Origin of the sequence: Pedobacter sp. SG908 (assembly GCF_011759615.1) — a bacterium.
GTDB lineage: Bacteria > Bacteroidota > Bacteroidia > Sphingobacteriales > Sphingobacteriaceae > Pedobacter > Pedobacter riviphilus.
Window position 1 is genome coordinate 667,448 of sequence record NZ_JAAOYY010000001.1, and the last position, 17,537, is coordinate 684,984.

The following is a 17,537-nucleotide window of genomic DNA, read 5'->3' on the forward strand; positions in this document are numbered from 1 at the left end:
ACTTTGGCGCTCCAAAGTACTATGCCCCGCGGCATAGAGCGATAGAAGAATGTTATAATTAATTGTGTTCACACGATAGCTCATGGCGGGAAGGTTTCAAACGTATTCCATCCACCAGATTATCCCCATCCATAACAGTGCATAACAGTTAAAATTACTGTATATTCTATTTTAGAGCAACCAAATATTATTAATGTAGCATGCAAGCAATTCTAGGTGTAATTTTTCATTTCTTCGGCGGGTTTGCCTCCGGAAGTTTTTATATCCCTTACAAAAAAGTTAAAGGCTGGGCCTGGGAAAGTTACTGGATTGTTGGAGGAATCTTCTCCTGGTTAATCGTTCCGCCACTTGCTGCTTTTTTAACCATCCCGAATTTTACAGCGATTATTACCAGTACAAATGGTAGTATTTTATGGTTAACCTATTTTTTTGGTGTGCTTTGGGGTATCGGTGGCTTAACCTATGGTTTAGGCGTTCGTTATCTGGGTGTATCATTAGGAAGTAGTATTATTTTAGGACTTTGTATGGTTTTGGGTTCAATCCTGCCATCCATTTACTTTGATTTTTTCCCGCAGGCAGGTAAAGATACTTTTACCATGTTTTTACATACCGATTGGGGGCGTATGGTATTGCTGGGGCTTTTAGTCTGTGTTGTTGGGATTATCATCTGCGGTAAAGCAGGTATGATGAAAGAAAAGGAAATGAAAACTGGTATTACCGATCCGCATGGCATGGAGGTAAAAACAGAATATAAATTCGGTCTTGGTTTATTCGTGGGGATTGTATCGGGTGTTTTAAGTGCCTGTTTCAATTTTGGTATTGAAGCCGGAAAACCAATGGCTGATGCTGCTAATGCGATCTGGAAAGCAGCAAATCCTGCTGAAACAGGTAATTTCTTATTTCAGAATAACGTTACTTATGTAATTGTGCTTTGGGGTGGTTTAACCACCAATTTTATCTGGTGTATGGTTTTAAATGCAAGGAATAAAACATTTGGCGATTATACCAATGCAAAAACGCCATTATTAAAAAACTATATTTTTTCTGCATTGGCAGGTACCACCTGGTTCTTACAGTTCTTTTTTTACGGTATGGGCGAAAGCAAAATGGGCAATGGTGCCAGTTCGTGGATTCTGCACATGGCCTTTATCATCCTCATTGCCAATGTATGGGGATTGGTATTAAAAGAATGGAAAGGTGTATCAAGTAAAACTTTGATTACTGTTTTGGCAGGTATTTTAACCATCATCATTTCGGTACTCATTGTGGGTTATGGAAATTCAATAAAAGCTTAATAAATAAAAATTTAAATAGAATATAAGAATGTCAATCGATACGAAAAACTATAAGTATGTAAGCTATCTGTGGGACGAAGAAGAAGCCGCAAAACTGGCTGGTGATGAAGTTGCCCTCTTAATTTATCGCTCTAATTTATTGGGCGCAGATTTACGCTTAACCAATTATGGAGGTGGAAATACCTCGTGTAAAGTATTGGAAAAAGATCCGCTTACCGGTTTAGAAACCGAAGTAATGTGGGTAAAAGGTTCTGGTGGCGATTTAGGTACCTTAAAGAAAAGTGGTCTTGCAGCATTATATGTTGATCGTTTACGTAGCTTGAAAAATATTTATCGCGGAGTAGAACATGAGGATGAAATGGTTGAATTATTTAATCATTGTATTTTCGATTTAAGTTCCAAAGCACCATCAATTGATACACCTTTGCATGGTTTCCTGCCATTTGCACATATCGATCATTTGCACCCAGATGCGGCCATTGCTATTGCTGCGGCTAAAGACGGTAAAAAAATTACAGAAGAATTATTTGGAGGAACGATAGGTTGGGTAGAATGGAAAAAACCTGGTTTCGAACTGGGCTTGCAATTAAAGCAGTGTTTAGATGAAAATCCAGGCATCCGCGGTATTATGTTAGGCTCGCACGGTTTGTTTACCTGGGGCGATACCGCTTACGAAAGTTATCTGAACACTTTAGAAGTAATTGAAATCTGTTCTGATTACCTTAGCCAGAATTATGGTAAAAAAGGTCCGGTTTTTGGCGGACAAAAGATTGAAAGTGCAGCAGCAGATCAGCGTAAAAAACAAGCAGCTGCTTTAGCGCCTGTTTTGCGAGGTTTATGCTCTTCTAAACAACACATGATCGGTCATTTTACCGATGATAGCCGTGTTTTAGAATTTATCAATTCTAATGATTTAGATCGTTTGGCTCCTATGGGAACCAGTTGTCCCGATCACTTTTTAAGAACGAAAATCAGTCCATTGGTTTTAACTTTAGCAAGCGATGCCGATTTATCGGATGTTAAAGCACTAAAAGAAACATTGGAGCCCGCTTTCGAAGCTTATAGGGCCATGTATACGGCTTATTACGAAGCTTGTAAACATGCAAATAGTCCGGCCATCCGAGATACCAATCCAGTGGTTATTTTATACCCTGGTATTGGAATGTTTACTTTTTCAAAAGATAAACAGACAGCAAGGGTAGCTGCAGAATTCTATATCAATGCCATTAATGTAATGAAAGGTGCTGAAGCGGTTTCTGAATATACTTCATTGCCACATCAGGAAGCTTTTAACATCGAATATTGGTTGTTGGAAGAAGCGAAGTTACAGCGTATGCCAAAGCCAAAACCTTTAACGGGTAAAATTGCTCTGATTACAGGTAGCGCCGGTGGTATAGGTAAAGCAATTGCCAAGAAATTTGTTGCCGAAGGTGCTGTGGTAATTTTAAACGATATGAATGCCGAGCGTTTAGAAGAAGCAGGGAAAGAATTTGCGGGCCTTTATGGTAAAGATTCTTACAGTACTGCAATTCTAAATGTAACCAGCGAAAATGATATTAAACAAGCTTTCGATTCAGCTGCTTTGGCTTTTGGTGGGGTAGATATTGTGGTAAACAATGCAGGATTATCGATCTCTAAAACCATTGCCGATCATACCGAAAAGGATTGGGATTTATTATATGATGTTTTGGTAAAAGGCCAGTTTTTTATTACCCAGGCTGCAACAAATACGATGCAAAAGCAGAATATTGGTGGCGATATCATTAATATTGTAAGTAAGAATGCTTTGGTAAGCGGACCAAATAACGCAGGTTATGGCAGTGCAAAAGCCGCGCAATTACATTTGAGCAGGTTAAATGCTGCTGAGCTGGGTGCCGATAGTATCCGTGTAAATGTGGTTAATCCAGATGCTGTAATCAGCGATAGCAATATCTGGGCTGGCGGTTGGGCAGAAGGCCGTGCAAAAGCTTATGGCATTACCGTTGCAGAGCTACCGGCATATTATGCAAAACGTACTTTATTGAACCAGATCATATTACCAGATGATATTGCCAATGCCTGTTTCGCTTTTGTGGGTGGCTTGTTGCACAAATCAACCGGAAACGTTTTAAATGTTGATGGCGGAGTGGCTATGGCATTTGTAAGATAAAATCCTTGGTCTGTGTCCTCACAGACCAAAACGGATAATTAAAACTAGTGGGTCTGTGGAGACACAGATCACAGAGAATTTAAATTCAGTTTTAGTGAGTTATTTAACCGGTCTGTGTTTAATCACAGACCGAAAATAACTTTAATTTTTATAATCTTCCTCGTTTGTCACAAAGCGATTCCTTTGGAATAACGAGGATGAGAAAGAATGGCGATTGTATCGCCACATAATTAACCTAATAAAAAACCAAATATTCTCATGAATATCGAGCAGAACCAAATAGAAAAACATAACGACTCCCTTTTAACTTCACATCAACGCAAGCTTGCTTTTTTAAAAGAAGATTGGGCGCACGTTGATGTAGAAAGTGTAATCCAGAAACTGGTTGATTTTCAGATTGCCATTCCAAGCTGGGCTTTAGGCACAGGTGGAACACGTTTTGGCCGTTTTGCCATTACTGGTGGTGAACCACGTACCATTGAAGAAAAAATTGAAGATGTTGGCCTGTTACATGCGCTAAATGGTGCAAGCGGTGCAATTTCACTTCACATCCCTTGGGATATCCCTCAAAATGCAGAAGCTTTAAAGTCATTAGCCGCTAGCTATGGTTTGAAATTTGATGCCATGAACTCCAACACCTTTCAGGATCAGGCAGGTGCTGCACACAGTTATAAATTTGGTTCGCTTCAAAATGTAAATAAAAACATCCGCAAGCAGGCAATTGAGCATAATATCGAGGTAATTAAACATGGTATCGCGCTGGGGTCTGATGCTTTAACTGTTTGGCTTGCCGATGGTTCCTGCTTCCCTGGGCAGCTTAATTTCCGTAAAGCCTTTGAAAATACTTTAGAAAGTCTTCAGGAAATCTATTCTGCTTTGCCAGAAGATTGGAAAATGTTTGTAGAGTACAAAGCCTTCGAGCCTAATTTTTATTCAACTACAGTTGGCGACTGGGGACAATCCTTATTATATGCCAGTAAATTGGGTAAAAAAGCCTATACTTTAGTCGATTTAGGCCACCACTTACCTAATGCTAACATTGAGCAGATTGTGGCTTTGTTGCTAATGGAAGGAAAATTGGGTGGTTTCCACTTCAACGATTCAAAATATGGCGATGATGATTTAACTACAGGAAGCATTAAGCCTTACCAATTGTTTTTGATTTTTAACGAGCTGGTAGAAGGGATGGATGCAAAGGGCATGAACCATGCAAAAGATTTAGGCTGGATGATTGATGCCTCACACAATGTGAAAGATCCTTTAGAGGATTTATTACAATCTGTTGAAGCCATTATGATTGCCTATGCACAGGCTCTATTGGTGGATAGAAAAGCCTTAAATGAAGCGCAAAACAACAATGATGTGGCAAGAGCACAAGAAATTTTGCAGCATACTTTCCGTAGCGATTTAAGGGCTTTAGTAGCTGAGGCCAGATTAAGGGCTGGAGCTGCTTTATCACCGATAGCGCTTTACCGCGATTTAGATGTAAGAAATAAGTTAGTTAATCACCGCGGAAATACTGTTGCTACAGGTTTGTAAATAGAGAAATAGAAAATGCCTAAACCTGTTATTGCCATATTTGATGTTGGGAAAACGAATAAAAAACTTTTTTTGATCGACGAAAACTACAGTATTGTTTACGAGCGATCTGCACGTTTTGTAGAAACTATTGATGAGGATGGTGAACCATGCGAAAATCTCGAAAGCCTGCGTTCATCAGTTTACGATTCCCTGCATCAGGTTTTGCAATTGAAAGAGTTCGATGTTAGGGCCATAAATTTTTCTACTTATGGTGCCAGTTTTGTTTATCTGGATGAAAATGGCAATCCGTTAACACCACTTTATAACTACTTAAAGGAATACCCGGAGGAGCTTAAAAAAAGCTTTTATGCAAAATACGGAGGTGAGGAGAAGATTTCGTTAGAAACGGCATCACCAATTTTAGGCAGCTTAAATTCGGGCATGCAATTGTATCGTCTGAAAAATGAAAAGCCCGAAATATTTAAAAAAGTGAAGTGGGCTTTACACCTACCACAATATTTAAGTTATTTAATTACGGGTAAGGCCGTGGCCGATATTACCAGCATTGGCTGCCATACCCAGCTCTGGGATTTTAATAAAAACGAGTACCACAGCTGGGTAACAACAGAAAAGATCGACGATAAGTTCGGAGCCTTTACACCTGCTGATTCGAGCCTGAAAGCCAATTTTGAAGGTAACAGCGTTAAGGTTGGTGTAGGCTTGCACGATAGTTCTGCCGCACTGATCCCTTATCTGGCCAATTTTTATACGCCATTTGTACTTATCTCAACCGGAACTTGGTGCATCAGTTTAAACCCCTTTAACCAGGAACCTTTAACTGCCGAAGAACTTAAACAAGATTGTCTGTGTTACATGCACTTTAAAGGGAAAGCGGTAAAGGCCTCACGTATTTTTGCAGGTTATGAGCACGAGGTGCAGCTTAAACGGATCGCCGAACATTTCGATCGTGCAGCCTATCTGTTTAAACATCTGAAGTTTAATCCTTCAATGATTTTGAAGCTGGCCAATAAAATCCCCGAAAACCAACAGGAACAACAAGGCTTTTCGGCAAGTTCAGCTTTCCCGGAGCGAGATCTGAACCTCTTTCAAACGGCAGAAGAAGCCTATCACCAATTGATTTTCGACCTGATTAAACAACAGATTTACTCCTTAAAGCTGATTTTAAATGCAGGTGTAAAAAGAATTTTTGTAGATGGTGGCTTCGGAAAAAATGCAATTTATATGCATTTATTGGCTACTTCTATTCCAGATATTGAGGTTTATGCCTCTTCAGTTTCGCAGGCTACGGCAATAGGCACAGCTTTGGCAATAAACGACGCCTGGAATGAAAACCCGGCACCAACGGATATGATCCAGTTAAAATACTATTCTGCTATACAGCGTACGATAGATTTTTAGATTTTCCGTATATTAGAATTTCCTATATCAATACAACCACTTTGAAACCAGAAGATTTAATCCCCTATATTAACGTCGACGAGTATTCGTCGACGCCAAAATACAAGCAATTAACCAATGCCATTTTGGCCGCAATTGAAAGTGGTAAGCTTCTGAAAAATAGTTTGTTACCTTCTATTAACGAATTGAGTTTCAGTCTGGAAATGTCAAGAGATACTGCAGAAAAAGGTTACCGCAACCTCCGGAAACTTGGGGTGGTAGATTCTGTACCGGGCAAAGGTTATTTTATTATCAATACTGATTTCTCGCGTAAACTAAAGGTTTGCCTGCTTTTTAATAAACTCAGTACACACAAAAAGATCATTTACGATTCTTTTACCAAAACCCTTGGCGAGCGTGCTGCCATTGATTTTTATATCTACAACAACGATTTTGCGCTGTTTAAAAAAATGATCGTTACCAAACGCGACGATTATTCGCATTTTGTAATCATTCCACATTTTTTAGAGGGGGGTGAAAATGCACATGAAATTATCAATACTATTCCCAAAGAGAAATTGGTCATTCTTGATAAGTTGTTGCCAGGAGTAACCGGCGATTATGCTGCGGCCTATGAAAACTTTGCTCAGGATATTTACGCGGCTTTAGAACAGGCTTTAGACCGGCTTTCGCATTACCGAACCTTAAAAATTATCTTTCCAAAAAACAGCTATTTTCCGCACGAAATTCTAACAGGGTTTTATCGGTTCTGTCAGCAGTATGCTTTCGATCATAAAGTAATCCACAACATTAAAGACGAGGAAATTAACCCAGGTGAGGTGTACATCAACCTGATGGAAGATGACCTGGTTACACTCATCGAGCGTTTAATTGCTCAAAAACTTAAAATCGGGAAAGATGTTGGTGTAATTTCTTATAACGAAACGCCTTTAAAAAAGATTATTTTGGATGGAATTACCACCATTTCAACTGATTTTAGCGAATTGGGTGCTCAAGCTGCCGAATTTATTCTCAACGGAAAAACCGAGAAGGTAGCAGTACCTTTTTATTTGAACTTGCGTAAATCGCTGTAGATGAGGTAATCGTCATCCTGACCTGTAGCGAAGCGGAGAGCTACGAAGTAAACCGAGCTTTAAGCGAGCCCACCGAAGGTAATTTATTTCAGGGTTTTAATGCAAAAAAAAGATAAAACAAGTTCAGCATGACGATTTTCTGATTTTTTCTGAGCATAAATTATTCATTGTGCATAAAAACCTAAAAAGAGGTTTTAGCTAAAACTTATTAATGATTACTTTTATCACTTAGCTATTTTAGTTTAAATGAGTGAACAGGTAACCGCGCATCTAGCATCAGAACAAAATCCTTACGATTATATTTTAAAGGATTTTAACCTGAAAAATCTGAGCCAGATTGTTATCCTCAAACATTTAAGCGGATTGATCCATACGGATGTTAAGGGCTTTTACCAACTTTTTCCAGAGCAGATTGAGCTGGATTTTGCAGCCTTTAGCGATGAATCCTCTGGATTGCCTTTCCCAATTGTTCAGGTGCAGCAGCATTCAAACTTCGTAAAACTTTCTTGTCGTTGCGCTACGCCGAAACATAAATTATGTGAGCATCAGGCCAGAGTTTTATATAATATCCTCCAACGCCAGGATTTGCTTATTTTCTTCGATGCTAACCTTCGGAGGCAAAAGCTTTTAAAAATAGCAATTGACTATGGTTTAGAAAAAGAAGAAAACCTCGATCTTCTTTTTAACCTGAAATATGAAAATGGCCAGGTAGATATCCGCCCAAAAATGGATGCCCTCCAGCCATTTAACAAGGAAGTCCAGCAAAATTTGCAGGAACTTTTACTACCTGCAAGTAAACCCAAAATAAAATTACAGGCCAAAAACGATCCAGGCAAAATGATCCTGGTTTTTGGACAACACCGCTATTACAATAATTTAACAGTAGAATTATTCGAGGCCGAAACCACTAAAAGTGGTAAGGTTAAAAATCCTATAAAAGGAATTAATCCAGTTAATTTGCTGTTTAATACAAATGATAACGATGAGGTAAAGTTTTATAGCGGTATTACCACTTTTCAGCAGAATTATAATAATGATCAAAGTGAAGCAGAAATAGAAGCCTTAAAAGCGATTGCTAAAAACCCTAAACAGATTCCTTTTTACCTGCAGGATAGTAAACAGTCTGTCGCTATTCAGGCGTCGACGATTTCAGCGGTTGATGTGCATTTACTGGAGGTAGACCTGCGCCTTTCTGTAAACCAGCGCGATGATTATTACGAAATTACAGGCCGGCTGATTATCGAAGGCAAATCATATGAACTGGATAACCTGGTATTGGTGCACCAATATTTTATTAAACTTAAAGATCAGCTATATTTAATTGGCAGGCTCGATTTTCTACGCGTAATCGGGTTTTTCAAAAAGCAGAGTAACAGGTTAATCTTGCACAAAACAAAATATCCAGAGTTTCAAAAAAATATTTTGGTGCCTTTAGAAGGAAGTATCCATGTAGATTATTCTTATTTAAAACCTGCCACCAAAAGCCAGATCGAAGAAAAAGGTTTCGATCTCGAAAACGAGCAGTTGATCTACCTGTCTGAATCTGAAGATTATATCCTCCTTACGCCGGTAATGCGTTATGGGAACCTGGAAATTCCTGTGCTGTCTAAAAAGCAGATCCAGGCACAAGATAAACTCGGCAACCTTTTCACTTTACACCGCGACGAAAATGCCGAGCTGCAGTTTATCGGAAACGTGTTGAAACAGCATCCTTATTTTTATGATCAGGAAACCAACGACTCTTTTTACCTGCACCGCAAACGGTTCCTGGAAGAAGCCTGGTTCCTTGATGCTTTTGAGGTATGGCGAAATAAAGGCATTCATATTTTAGGTTTTAACCAGCTCAAAAACAATAAACTGAGCCAATTTCAGGCTAAAGTTAATATAGAGGTTTTAAGTGGGACAGATTGGTTCGAAACCAAGGTAAAAGTGAAGTTTGGCAAACAACAGGTTGCGTTAAAACATTTGCATAAATCGATCAGGAACAAAAGTAAGTTTGTAACGCTTGATGATGGAACCCAAGGTATATTACCTCACGAGTGGATCGAAAAATTTGCTGCTTATTTTAGTGCGGGCGAAGTAACCGAAGATGCCATTCTTACGCCAAAAATTAAGTTTGCTTCTATAAACGAGCTTTATGAAGATGCTTTGTTGGATGGTGATGTAAAGAACGAATTGAAACTTTACAAACAGAAATTTGAAGGGACAGATTCGATTCAGGAAGTTGAAGTGCCAAAAGGTTTAACAGCAACACTACGTCATTACCAGAAAGACGGTTTAAACTGGCTCAACTTTTTGGATGATTTTAACTTTGGTTCTTGTTTGGCCGATGATATGGGATTGGGTAAAACCATCCAAGTTTTGGCTTTCATTTTATCACAGCGCGAAAAAGTAAAGCACAATACCAATCTGGTGGTGGTTCCAGCTTCGTTAATATTTAACTGGAAAGCAGAAGTAGAGAAGTTTGCACCATCTATAAAGGTAAAAACCATTTATGCTGGCGAACGGACGAAAACAACTGATACTTTCGATGATTACGAAATCATTTTAACTTCTTATGGAACATTGCTTTCTGATATCCGTTTCTTAAAGGATTACCGCTTTAACTATATCTTTTTAGATGAATCGCAGCTGATTAAAAACCCAGACTCGCAACGTTATAAAGCAGTTCGGATGTTGCAATCGAGGAATAAAGTAACGATGACAGGAACACCCATTGAGAACAATACCTTTGATTTATACGGACAGCTATCATTCGCTTGTCCGGGTTTATTTGGTAGTAAACAGCAGTTTGCCGATTTATATTCAACCCCTATAGATCAGTTTAAAGACAGTAGAAGGGCAGAAGAACTCCAAAAAAAAATAAGACCGTTTATTCTCCGCAGAACAAAGGAACAGGTAGCGAAAGAACTTCCCGATAAAACAGAAATAGTACTGTATTGCGAAATGGGGACCGAACAGCGTGAAGTATACGAAGCGAACAAAAAGGAAATCCAGGACTTTATTTTGGGTAAACAGGAGGATGAACTGCCTAAAAGTTCGATGCATGTATTGAAAAGCATTACCACCTTACGGCAGATCTGTAATTCGGCCGCGTTATTGGCTGATGGGAAATCTTATCTACAGGCTTCCTCAAAAATTGATGTGTTGATGGAGCAGATTGAGAGCAAGGCGGGAAAACATAAAATTCTTGTTTTTTCTCAGTTTGTAACCATGCTCGATCTGATTAAAAAGCAATTGGAAAGCAGGGGAATCAGATATGAATACCTTACTGGGCAAACCCGCAAAAGAGCTGAAGTAGTTAGCTCTTTTCAACAAAATGCTGATATTCCCGTTTTCCTCATCAGTTTAAAGGCAGGCGGAACCGGATTGAACCTTACCGAAGCTGATTATGTTTATCTGGTTGACCCATGGTGGAACCCTGCTGTAGAAAACCAGGCGATAGATCGGGCATATCGGATCGGCCAGCATAAAAATGTAATGGCTGTGCGTTTAATCTGCCCTGATACTATCGAGGAGAAAATTATGAAACTTCAGACCACCAAAAAGGATCTGGTGAAAGATTTGATCCAGACTGATGGGAGTTTATTCAAGAATTTAACCAAGAAAGAATTGTTAGGATTGTTGAGTTAAATTTATCCATGTTGTCATCCTGAGCCTGTCGAAGGACCATGCTGATAAATCTAATTTTGGTTCGTGAAGACACTAACCAAAGTGACAAAAATAGATTTCAAAAAACCGTCGTCATTCCCACGCAGGTGGGAATCTTAAAGCTTATGGTATTACGATTCCCAATCAAGTTGGGAATGACGATACGACTTACAAATGCAATGCACAATAAGTCAATCATCTAAATCCCAACCTCAAACGCATAACCCAAAAAATCAGGTACATTAACACTCTCTACAATTTTCCAATCCTTCTTTTCTGCAATGAAATTTGGCACTGCAAGTCCTGTGCTTTTGGCCGCGTTGATATAAAATTCCATTTTTGCTGGATGGTTTGGCGAGCAGGCATTATATGTTCTGCCAAATGCTTGTTTTTCCAAAAGTTTTACCGCAACGCCTACAGCATCTGTTTGGTGAATGAGGTTTACCGGAGCTAGACCATTTGGTATATTATTTTTTCCGGCAAAAAATCTCCCTGGGTTGCGATCAGGACCAATTAAGCCCGCAAAGCGGATTACTGTGCAGTTTTCGGGAAAGAGCTCCTTAAACAGAATTTCCGCAGCTAAAACAACTCTTCCCGAATCCGTATCGGGATTTGGTATGCTGGTTTCATTTACTGTTTTGTTTTCATCTGCATAAACACTTGTCGAACTGATCAGCACCACATGTTTCGATTTATATTTCGCTACGGCCAAAATTGAATTTATCTTTTGGGGATAATCAAGAAGTTCAGTAGAATTACGCTTTGGAGGAATACAGATAAACAAGGTGTCAGTCTCAAAAAATGCAGGATCGGCTACAACCGCTTCAGTTGTAAAATTGACTAAAAACGGTTGTATATCTTCTGCCTGAAGTATTGCCAATTTTTCCTGACTTGTGGTAGAACCCTTTACGGTATAATTTAACCCGATCAGTTTTTTGGCTAAAGCCATGCCGAACCAGCCGCAGCCTAAAATCGATATGGTTTTAATGCTGTTTTCACCTGTTGTGTTATCTTGAATCATTTGCACTAAAGATAAATAGTTCGCTTTATAATTTGCCCTGATTCATGTCAATTCTGTTTTTTGTAAATTGTTTTCGAGAGCTTTAAAATGCCATCATCATAAGATGTCGGTTTAAAGTTAAATGCTTTTTCAAATTTGCTAGAGTCGAAAAGATAATCATGATCATACTGGTAGTACATTTCTACAGTACCGGCAACTACTTTTTTAAATAAACCTATTAAGCGCAGCATCAATTTATTAATGGTCAGATATTGAGGCTTAGTTTCATAAATCTTTGCAGCCATCTCGATAAGAACTTTTCCTTTTAAAGGAGCGGCGGTTGGCAGGTGCCATACCTGGTTGCCAGAATCGGGTGTTTGTCCTAACAGAAACAAAGCTCTTCCAGCATCTTCAATGTAAGTAAAACTGTGTAAGGTATTCGGGTTTCCGATCCATTGCGCTTTTTCTTTTTTGGCAAACTTATCGAGCACCATCATATCGAAAAAGCTGTTCATAGAATCTGTTCCGTAAAAATCAGCAGCACGGGCAATGGTTACGTTTATTTGGCCTGCCTTGGCCTCGTTCATTAATTGTTCGGCTACTTTTGCTCTTACTTCTCCTTTTAAACTACATGGATGGTAAGGTGTATCTTCTGTCATTGGCCCATTTACCAGACCGTACATATAAACATTATCAAAAAATATTAGCCTTGCACCGGTAAGTTTAGTTAAGTTAATTACATTTTGAATAATAATCGGCCACTGTTGTTGCCATATTTTAATGTCGTAAACCAAACCAGCGCACAGGTATATTACTTTCGAACCTTCGGCTGCGGCAAAAAGTTCAGCCTCATTTAATAAATCGGCCTTAACCCAACTCGCATTGGGATTGCTTGTAGAAATTGGTTTTCGGCTAACCAACCTAATGGTTTCGTTAGCATTGATCAATTCTCTGGTTAGTGCGTTTGCTGTTGGTCCGCCGGCGCCAAGTATAGTATGCATATCTTTGTTTTTTGATTGGTTCAAAGTTATGCGGCGTGGAGCCGTAAAAACGTTAACAAAAGATAAGGTTTAAATTTAATCCTTTAAAAGGAGCGTCCGTTTACGAATACGGGAGAGGGAGACGGGAGTGATACCTAAAAAGTTGGCTATAAAGTGCTGTGGAATGCGCTGGAAAATATCTTTTGCAGTTTTCTCGAGTGCGGTATAACGTTCTTCAGGGCTTTGGGTAATAAAAGCAGTAACGCGGTCTTCATAACAGCAGATGTAGTATTCGGCAATTAAACGACCAAAACGCTCCATTTTTAAAGCCAGTAGCGGGTGGTTTAACATTTGTTGCAGACTGTGGTGTGAGATCATCACCAACTCTGTTTCTTCAATTGCCTGAATGTAGTTGGCGGTAGGTGTACGTTTCAAGAAACTTTTATAAGCACTCATCAACTCATTTTCAAAACTAAAGTACCCGGTGATTTCCTGTCCGTCTTTAACGTGGTAGTAGCGAACGGCACCACGGGTAATAAAGCACATATAGTCGCACACTTTTCCTTCTACTGCAAAATGTTCTTTTTTGTTTAGGATGGAAAAATTAAGATATTGAATAAAGATTTCCCATTCTGCATCGTTAAACGTTACAAATTGGGCAATACCGTTTCTAAATGCTTCAAGTTGGGCCTGTTTATCCATATCAATAATTAAATCCTGTTTAAAGATACAGATTAATCAATCATGATTATCCTTTGTCCAGATTGTAGCAAGCTCTGCAACGTGGCTCATAACTTTCTTTTTCGCCCAATAAAACGGTAGCTTCATCAGCAACTGTGCGGTAACTGTATAAGGCCGGATTACCACAGCAAACACAAACCGCATTTACCTTGGTAACATGTTCGGCAATGGCCATTAAAGCAGGCATTGGGCCAAAGGGTTTGCTCGTAAAATCCATATCCAAGCCGGCAACAATAACACGTATACCTTTAAGCGCCAGTTTGTTGCAAACATCAGGTAGTTCGTCATCAAAAAACTGGGCCTCATCTATACCAACCACCTGAGTGTTGGTGCCAAGTAATAAAATGGCCGAAGCGCTATCAACAGGTGTAGAGTTTATGGAGTTTAAATCGTGCGAAACCACGGCAGTTTCATGATATCGGGTATCGGTACGGGGTTTAAAAATTTCGACATTCAATTTAGCAATCTGCGCTCTTTTTAACCTTCTGATCAGTTCTTCTGTTTTACCAGAAAACATAGAGCCACATACCACTTCTATACTTCCCGAAAATTCGCCCCTTGTTCTAAAATTTTGTTCGCTAAATAACATGCCTGTTTTTTTATTCCCCTATGTGCGTTCTATAATTTTTAAACCGAACAAATATGAGAATTATGTGTTATTTTTGAACACATAGTTACCAACATAAATCGACTAAAAATTCGTTTTAATTTTATGATGAACCAACAAGATATTTTCAGAAAGATCGGCAGCATTTTAACGGAGTTAAATGAGCAATATCAGTTTTTAGCTCAAAATCCTCAGCAATTAAACGATTTGGAACTGGAGCTTTTTCTGGCTAATGCCCATTTCCTTTCTGATCATGTTAATATCGTCAAAAAATTAAATGCTACAATAGAAGAAAAACCCGCTGAACCTGGAAACCATGCCTTATTGGCCGAACAAAATACCATTATATTGCCCGAAGCTGAAAAAAGTTATGTAGAAGATGATGAGTGTTTCGATCCACAGGAACTAGAAGAAGTGGCAACGGCGCAGGAAGAGGAAGAACGGGTAGATGTAAAGCCTAAGCAGGAGGTGCTTGATGATGAAATTATTGAAGAAGAAAAAGCTACCTCGCTTTTGAATAACGATTTTTTTAAGCCAGACCAGGACGATCATACTTTTGAATTTGTATTGGGCAAACACGATGAAAACGATCAGTTCGATTATGAAGCAAAATCTGTTGAAGAAATTTTCGATCGCCCGTTAAGCAAAGAAGAAGCAGAAATTTTAGCGCGCAAAAAGATAATTCATGAAAAGGAAGATGCTTTATCTGTTCAGGAAGAGGCTTTACCTACTGAAGAGGATGAAATTGGTCCTGAACCTTTTTTAATTCCGCACGAAGAAGAAGTGCCTGAAATAATTACGAAAGAAGAAACAGTTGTAGCCGCTAAGGTAGAAGAACCTATACCGGCAGCTGCTACTCAGCCTATTGAGGCACTGAAAGGTGTAAAACTGGATGACCCTATCATTTCGCCACCTGTTGAGCAGGAGCGCCCTTTGTTTACGCCTGAGGCTGTTCCTGTAAAACCAGCTCCACAACCCGAAGCAGCTAAACCTGCGCCAAGTTTAAATGATCTGCTTGCCAGAACAAATGGAAAAAGCGATGAGCCTGTTAAAGCACCTATTGCCGATTTAAAACAGGCGATTAGTTTAAACGAAAAGTTACTTTTTATTAAAGATCTTTTTAATGGGTATAACCTGGCTTATTCGGAAGTAATTGATATCATCAATAAGATGAGCAGTTTCGAAGCCGCAGATAGCTATCTTCAGAATAATTATGCAGCGAAAAATAACTGGGCCAATAAGCAGGCCACCGTTGATCAATTTTACGAGTTACTAAACCGAAGATTTAGCAAGTAGAGGTGTTAGCCCGCGCTATCGTCATACTGAACTTGTTTCAGTATCTATCACGCATCGTCCTCTTTTATAACAGGGATGGACACGATTGGCACTTGTAATGTCTTGTAAAAGCCTGTTCAGATTTTCTCATTTAAATCCTGACCCCGAACATGCGGGATAAGATGGCGCGTGTCTTTTGATATCAACAATTAAAACTTTGTAAATGATTAGGAAACGAACGTTCAGTATTTCATGGCTACTGTAGCCCCGCCATCATTTCAATCTTTTTGAGAAAGCTGCTGCACATTATGAATGTGGCTGCCCAAAAAGTATTTCCATTTTTGTCGGGTTTATTTACCTGGGATAGTAGCACTGTATAGCCCACCTAAACCCGATAAAAGCGAACACGAAGTAAAGCGTTTAGCGGGAGCAGACGAAAATTTGATTGCAGGTTTTGCTTTCCAAAAACAATCAATATCTCTAACTATGTTAGTGTAAAAGATTAACAAATAACCGTTTAGATTAATTTTCCGCTTCAAAATATCGACTTAGGACTTAGGACTAAATAAATCCCATTCGGTTAGAATCGAGCTTTAAAAAGATAAACAGTAAGATTGTAAAACTCCATAGCGACGAACCACCGTAACTAATAAATGGTAAGGGAATCCCGATTACCGGAATAATCCCAATGGTCATTCCGATGTTGATGAATACGTGGAAAAAGAGGATACAGGCCACACTATAGCCGTAAACCCTCGAGAAGGTAGACCGCTGCCTTTCTGCCAGATTGATCAATCTCAATAATAAAAATATATACAAGCCAATCACAACCGAACAGCCCACAAAGCCCCACTCTTCGCCAATGGTAGAAAATATAAAGTCGGTACTTTGAGCCGGTACATAGCCATATTTAGTTTGGGTGCCCTGTAAAAAACCACGGCCGGTTGCCTGCCCTGAACCTATGGCAATTTGCGATTGAATTACATTATAACCCGCACCTTTATTATCGGCTTTAAGACCTAACATCAGTTCGATACGGCTTCGCTGATGTGGTGCCAAAATCTTTTCATAGGCAATTTTAACCACAAACAAATAAGCGATGGCAATGATGGTTACCAATACGGTAGAAAATATGATTTTCTGTTTCCGCCTGTTATTGTAAATGAAAAGACCGCCAATAGTAGTTAGGATAAGAATCAGTATGTAAGTTGGCACCAGGAAATCGGCAACAAACAGTACAATCATTCCAAGGAAAATCAACAGGAAATAACCAGATAGGCCCTCTCGGTATAAAGGGAACATAAAGGCCAGGAAAACTAATGCAGAGCCCGTATCGGGTTGCAACATAATTAATAAAAGGGGGGCTAACACAATCAAGCCGGCAATTACAATTGATTTAATATCCCTGAATTTCGGATTGAAAGTGCTCACATACCTGGCTAAAAGTAAGGCTGTACCAAACTTGGCAAACTCTGAGGGCTGTAGTCTAAATGATCCTATAGGTATCCAGGCTTGGTTTCCGCCTACATTTCTCCCCACAAAGAGTACCACGACCAGCAGAAAAAGGGTAGCTCCATAAATAAACGGTGCAAATACGTTAAATAACCTTCCGTCGAACAACAAAATTGATAAACCTAATATCAACCCGGTAATCACATAAATTAACTGTTTACCATAACTGCTTGCAAAATCGAAACCTGTTGCTTTATCTGGATTGTAAATAGATGCATAAACATTGATAAAACCAACTGCGCATAAGGCAATATAGATTAAAACGGTAATCCAATCTACATTAAAAAAGAAACGGTTTCCCTGTTGTTGCATCG

General features: G+C 39.2%; 12 protein-coding genes. 7 read left to right on the plus strand and 5 right to left on the minus strand.

All coding sequences use genetic code 11. The annotated features are described in order from the left end of the window. Window positions 1-200 precede the first annotated feature (200 nt). The 6 genes from rhaT to FHT21_RS02660 all read left to right on the plus strand — a co-directional run bounded on the left by rhaT (window position 201) and on the right by FHT21_RS02660 (window position 11,090). Window positions 201-1,295 carry an L-rhamnose/proton symporter RhaT gene (gene rhaT / locus FHT21_RS02635; RefSeq protein ID WP_167293233.1) on the plus strand — a complete coding sequence of 365 codons (1,095 nt, stop codon included), beginning with the start codon at window positions 201-203 and terminating at the stop codon, window positions 1,293-1,295. Between the two features lie 28 nt (window positions 1,296-1,323). After that, window positions 1,324-3,444: a bifunctional aldolase/short-chain dehydrogenase gene (locus FHT21_RS02640; protein WP_167293234.1), complete on the plus strand. Its 2,121-nt coding sequence runs from the start codon at window positions 1,324-1,326 to the stop codon at window positions 3,442-3,444. 258 nt (window positions 3,445-3,702) lie between these two features. Further along, on the plus strand, window positions 3,703-4,983 hold the full coding sequence (locus tag FHT21_RS02645) for a sugar isomerase (RefSeq protein ID WP_167293235.1): 1,281 nt from the start codon (window positions 3,703-3,705) through the stop codon (window positions 4,981-4,983). 15 nt (window positions 4,984-4,998) lie between these two features. Next, on the plus strand, window positions 4,999-6,384 hold the full coding sequence (locus FHT21_RS02650) for an FGGY family carbohydrate kinase (protein ID WP_167293236.1): 1,386 nt from the start codon (window positions 4,999-5,001) through the stop codon (window positions 6,382-6,384). A gap of 41 nt (window positions 6,385-6,425) precedes the next feature. Continuing rightward, on the plus strand, window positions 6,426-7,457 hold the full coding sequence (locus FHT21_RS02655; RefSeq protein WP_167293237.1) for a GntR family transcriptional regulator: 1,032 nt from the start codon (window positions 6,426-6,428) through the stop codon (window positions 7,455-7,457). 246 nt (window positions 7,458-7,703) lie between these two features. Then, window positions 7,704-11,090 (plus strand): DEAD/DEAH box helicase, encoded by a 3,387-nt coding sequence (locus tag FHT21_RS02660; RefSeq protein WP_167293238.1) that lies wholly within the window; start codon window positions 7,704-7,706, stop codon window positions 11,088-11,090. Window positions 11,091-11,307: 217 nt separating this feature from the next. Here FHT21_RS02660 and FHT21_RS02665 read toward each other — a convergent pair whose 3' ends face one another. The 4 genes from FHT21_RS02665 to FHT21_RS02680 all read right to left on the minus strand — a co-directional run bounded on the left by FHT21_RS02665 (window position 11,308) and on the right by FHT21_RS02680 (window position 14,418). Further along, a complete protein-coding gene (locus FHT21_RS02665) occupies window positions 11,308-12,129 on the minus strand; it encodes an SDR family oxidoreductase (protein WP_167293239.1) in 822 nt (273 codons plus the stop codon). A gap of 47 nt (window positions 12,130-12,176) precedes the next feature. After that, entirely contained in the window at window positions 12,177-13,109 is a 933-nt protein-coding gene (locus tag FHT21_RS02670; protein ID WP_167293240.1) for an NAD-dependent epimerase/dehydratase family protein, read from the minus strand. Between the two features lie 75 nt (window positions 13,110-13,184). Next, on the minus strand, window positions 13,185-13,790 hold the full coding sequence (locus tag FHT21_RS02675) for a Crp/Fnr family transcriptional regulator (RefSeq protein WP_167293241.1): 606 nt from the start codon (window positions 13,788-13,790) through the stop codon (window positions 13,185-13,187). 46 nt (window positions 13,791-13,836) lie between these two features. Beyond that, on the minus strand, window positions 13,837-14,418 hold the full coding sequence (locus FHT21_RS02680; RefSeq protein WP_167293242.1) for a thymidine kinase: 582 nt from the start codon (window positions 14,416-14,418) through the stop codon (window positions 13,837-13,839). A 123-nt stretch (window positions 14,419-14,541) separates the two neighbouring features. Between FHT21_RS02680 and FHT21_RS02685 the strand changes: the two genes are divergently transcribed. Further along, entirely contained in the window at window positions 14,542-15,732 is a 1,191-nt protein-coding gene (locus FHT21_RS02685) for a hypothetical protein (protein ID WP_167293243.1), read from the plus strand. 540 nt (window positions 15,733-16,272) lie between these two features. On the opposite strand, the gene rodA is transcribed toward FHT21_RS02685, so the two are convergent. Then, the gene (rodA, locus tag FHT21_RS02690) at window positions 16,273-17,535 is read right to left on the minus strand and encodes a rod shape-determining protein RodA (RefSeq protein WP_167293244.1); all 1,263 of its coding nucleotides are present in this window, start codon (window positions 17,533-17,535) and stop codon (window positions 16,273-16,275) included. Between the last annotated feature and the right edge of the window lie 2 nt (window positions 17,536-17,537).

Bases quoted from the DNA above. Each gene is read 5' to 3' on its own strand.
- rhaT (WP_167293233.1), top strand. From the start codon at position 201: ATGCAAGCAATTCTAGGTGTAATTTTTCATTTCTTCGGCGGGTTTGCC.
- FHT21_RS02640 (WP_167293234.1), top strand. From the start codon at position 1,324: ATGTCAATCGATACGAAAAACTATAAGTATGTAAGCTATCTGTGGGAC.
- FHT21_RS02645 (WP_167293235.1), top strand. From the start codon at position 3,703: ATGAATATCGAGCAGAACCAAATAGAAAAACATAACGACTCCCTTTTA.
- FHT21_RS02650 (WP_167293236.1), top strand. From the start codon at position 4,999: ATGCCTAAACCTGTTATTGCCATATTTGATGTTGGGAAAACGAATAAA.
- FHT21_RS02660 (WP_167293238.1), top strand. From the start codon at position 7,704: ATGAGTGAACAGGTAACCGCGCATCTAGCATCAGAACAAAATCCTTAC.
- FHT21_RS02665 (WP_167293239.1), bottom strand. From the start codon at position 12,129: ATGATTCAAGATAACACAACAGGTGAAAACAGCATTAAAACCATATCG.
- FHT21_RS02670 (WP_167293240.1), bottom strand. From the start codon at position 13,109: ATGCATACTATACTTGGCGCCGGCGGACCAACAGCAAACGCACTAACC.
- FHT21_RS02675 (WP_167293241.1), bottom strand. From the start codon at position 13,790: ATGGATAAACAGGCCCAACTTGAAGCATTTAGAAACGGTATTGCCCAA.
- FHT21_RS02680 (WP_167293242.1), bottom strand. From the start codon at position 14,418: ATGTTATTTAGCGAACAAAATTTTAGAACAAGGGGCGAATTTTCGGGA.
- FHT21_RS02685 (WP_167293243.1), top strand. From the start codon at position 14,542: ATGATGAACCAACAAGATATTTTCAGAAAGATCGGCAGCATTTTAACG.
- rodA (WP_167293244.1), bottom strand. From the start codon at position 17,535: ATGCAACAACAGGGAAACCGTTTCTTTTTTAATGTAGATTGGATTACC.